This window comes from Kribbella sp. NPDC023855 (genome assembly GCF_040639475.1).
GTDB lineage: Bacteria > Actinomycetota > Actinomycetes > Propionibacteriales > Kribbellaceae > Kribbella.
On record NZ_JBFAAA010000032.1, the window covers coordinates 1 to 3,322 of the forward strand.

Genomic DNA, 3,322 nt, shown 5'->3' on the forward strand with positions numbered 1-3,322 from the left:
CTGAATACTGGTGGTGTGTCGTGTTCGACTGTCGCCAGAGCTCATGCTGGTTCAACGGTTGGCGTGGGGCAGGTTTGCGGTCGTCAGGGCTGGCCGGTGGTTGGTGTGGTGCTGGAGCTGCGGCTGGCGGCGTAGGTCTTGTAGGTGGTGCCGGCTTCGGCGGCGATCCTTGTTGCGCGTTGGTTGTTGTAGTTGAGCATTGTTGCCACGACGGGGGCTGGTGCCTGGAGCAACAGTTCACGGATTGCTCTGGTTCTGGCGTTGAGGTTGGGGATGCCGAGTTTCTGCAGGCGGAGCCGGATGCTGGTGGGGTGGATGGGTTGGCCTGCGCGGCGGCCGGGAAACAGCAGTTGGCTGTCGGGGTTGGTGGCGGTAGCGAGGTTTGGGCGGCCGCTCACGTAGGTGGTGATGATGTCGGCGAAAGGTTCGGGGACGGGGCTGGGTGGGTCGCCGAGACGGATCAGTAGGTGGTCGCCATCATGGGTGATGTCGGCCAGGGTGAGGCGGACGATCCGGGTGAGTGGTTGGGCGTAGAGCAGGATGAGCAGCGCGATCACCCGGTCGATCGCGGCGATGGTGTGGTCGGTGTGGATCCGCCGGATGAGGTCTATGCGTTGGCGGTTGCTGATCGGCGGGGAGTGGCCGCTGACCGTGGCGGGCAGCGTGAGGCGTGGGATGTGGTGGTGGTCGATGGCCCAGCGCAGGAAGGCCCTGGCGCCCTGTCCGGCGCTGCGCGGCGCGGTGGCGAACCAGCGGTTCAGGTCTGCCTGGGTGCACTGCTGCGGGGAGCGTCCGTAAGCGGATAGATCGGCGAGAAAGGCCGCGGCTTGGCGGAGGTGGGATCGGGCGTTTTGATTTCGGCAGTGCCCGATCGGACCTGTTTGTGCAGCTGCCCTGAGGCGTCGGAGTAGGTGCCAGGTGCCGAAGCGGTGCAGCAGTTTGCGGTGCTCGGGATTGTCGATGCCGTCGAGCCATGTCGGTAGCCATTGCTCGAACAGGAACAGGAAACGGTCGATCGGCCGCAGGGTCCCGCAGGCGACCAGGAGGTCGCGGACGTAGGCGACCGAGCGCCAGGGCGTGAGCGTGCTCAGCCCGTCGTGGGTGAGCGGAACGTCCCCGTGGGCAAGGGCTTGAAGGATCGGTAGGACATGGGGTCTGGACAGCCAGAGGATCCCGGAGCGTGGTCTGGGCATGGCGCAGATCGACTCGAACAGTGGCGTGAGTTCGGGGCGGATGGTGCCGGTGCCGTTGTCGAGGATGGTGGTGAGCCGCTCGGTGAGGACGCAGCGGCCGCAGATGCCGGCGTAGTGGCGCCAGCCTTCTTGTCCGCACCGGGTGCAGGTGTAGTCACCGAGCCCGCCGGCGCAGTCGGTGCACAACCCTTCGCCGGTCGCGCTAAGGCCGGGCAGCATCCGGTCGACGCCGCAGCCGGTGCAGTGGCCGTAGGTTTCGCAGGCCAGCGCGAAGCATCCCGAGCAGATCGGTCCCTCCGGCCAGTGCTTGTTGGCCACGACCACCCGGCCTGCGCCAGAGGCATCATCCGGCTGGGATGAGCCGCTGGTTCGCAGCGGCCGGTGACAGCGAGCGCAGGTCTTCTGGGCCTGATCCTGCGGCTGTTTCGGGGTCACTAGAGATCGGTGATGCGGGCGCGTTTGGGGCGTAGCCCGGCAGCAGATGCCCTCGTTGGGGCGTCGCCGCCGGCTGTTTTGCGGACGCCGATGTTGACTGCGTCGGTGGTGATCAGTTCGCTGGGTTCGATGGCGAAGATGTCGCAGAGGGCTGCGAGCACGGCCATTGACAGGCGTTCGGGTGTGCCGGTGACGAGCCGGTGGACCTGCGAGGCAGACAAGTCGATGCCCCGTTCGTGCAGCAGTGGCACGAGTTCGGTGGTGGCGAAGATCTGGTGTTCGGCCATCACTTCCCGCAGCCGCCACTGATAGCTGACGACCCGTTTCTGACCTTTCATCGAGTGCCTCCTGTTGACGGGTTCAAGGCCTCGGACACCATGGTGTCCAGGGCTGTGCGGAGTGTGCGGGTGCGGTAGTCCGAGGACACGCAGGTGTAGATCGAGGTGGTCGAGGCGTGATCGTGGCCGACCTGTTCTTGCACGAACCGCGGGTCCCAGCCGTCCTCGATCAGGTGCGTCACATAGGAGCGTCGCAGCGAATGGAAGTCCAGGCCAGGTTCCATCCCGAGTGCGTCGCGGTAGGCCGCGAGCCGCTTGTTCAGTTGCTGCACCCCGACCCGCGGGCCGCGTTCCGACGGCCAGGCGGCTGGGTTGTTCGGTGTCCCGAAGCAGGGCCGGATCTCGGTGAACCACTGCTCGAGAACCTCGCTGGTCCACGCCCAGACCGCCAGGACGGAGCGGCGTTTGGGTGGTGATCCGCGTTGCGCTTTGCCGTGCCGGACGTAGCAGACGCCGTACTCGCCGAACTCGGGCCCGTCGGGGTTTCGGCCGAAGTCGGCGGCATCGAGCATCCGGGTTTCGTTGCGGCGGGTCCCGTAGCCGTAGGCGATCTTGAAGATCGTCGCGTCGCGAAACGCCGACAGCCAGCCCTTGCGACCGAGCGCGCGTTTGCGTGCGACCTCGTCGTCGGCGTGGTCAAACAGGGCCTGCAGTTCGGCCCGGGTGAACGCCCGCCGCGCCGGCCCAGCCTCGCAATCAGCCACATGCGCGGCCGCGTTGACCTCGTGAATGACCTGGATCGGATGCGTCCCGAACCGCAGCTCGCACTCACCGGCCCAGCCATAGGCCGGGTCGATCAGGTAGGCGCAGAAGCAGCGGATCGCGACCTGGTAACTGCGCACGGTCGACCGCGACACGTGCCGCACCGCGCGCAGATCACTGAACCAGTCATCGGCCAGATGCGACGACCACGCCCACGGGAAAGCATCAGCATGACGGGCAAACGCCCGCAGGTGATGCTCGCGATTCTGCACCGTCGGGAACGCCAAATTCCTGGCCAACTGCTGATTCGCAAAACCCAGGAGCATCGCCTCGAACACCTGCTCCTCGGGGTGAAGCAGCGACACTCCATCAACCAGAACCAGGCCGGCCGCGCCCGGAACATCACCGCGATCCTGCACCGAAACCACTCTCCGCTCGCCCGCATCAGATGCGGGATCATCGCATCAGATGCGAGCCGCCGGGAAGAGCGCAGGTCAGCTAACTATCCAGATAACCCAGCGGCAAGATCTCCGCTAACGTCACTTTCGGATCGCGACAACCGGCCTCCCGCTGACCAGCGGTGGAGCGCAAAACCCGGCACATCCCACACCGTCGCCAGATCGCATCCAGCCGTTTCGGCGCTAGAAACGCCTT

3 protein-coding genes are annotated in these 3,322 nt (G+C 66.0%); all 3 read right to left on the bottom strand.

Features of this window, described 5'->3' with window-relative positions; all coding sequences use genetic code 11:
- Nucleotides 1-83: 83 nt before the first annotated feature.
- The 3 genes from AB0F51_RS39895 to AB0F51_RS39905 all read right to left on the bottom strand — a co-directional run bounded on the left by AB0F51_RS39895 (nt 84) and on the right by AB0F51_RS39905 (nt 3,087).
- Nucleotides 84-1,517 (bottom strand): hypothetical protein, encoded by a 1,434-nt coding sequence (locus tag AB0F51_RS39895; RefSeq protein WP_360289130.1) that lies wholly within the window; start codon nt 1,515-1,517, stop codon nt 84-86.
- A 110-nt stretch (nt 1,518-1,627) separates the two neighbouring features.
- On the bottom strand, nt 1,628-1,966 hold the full coding sequence (locus AB0F51_RS39900) for a helix-turn-helix transcriptional regulator (protein WP_360289132.1): 339 nt from the start codon (nt 1,964-1,966) through the stop codon (nt 1,628-1,630).
- A complete protein-coding gene (locus tag AB0F51_RS39905) occupies nt 1,963-3,087 on the bottom strand; it encodes a site-specific integrase (RefSeq protein ID WP_360289134.1) in 1,125 nt (374 codons plus the stop codon). The genes AB0F51_RS39900 and AB0F51_RS39905 overlap by 4 nt, the downstream gene beginning before the upstream one ends.
- Nucleotides 3,088-3,322: the final 235 nt, after the last annotated feature.

What these genes read in the sequence shown, in the direction of transcription:
- AB0F51_RS39900 (WP_360289132.1), bottom strand. Translation starts at nt 1,966, where the DNA reads ATGAAAGGTCAGAAACGGGTCGTCAGCTATCAGTGGCGGCTGCGGGAA.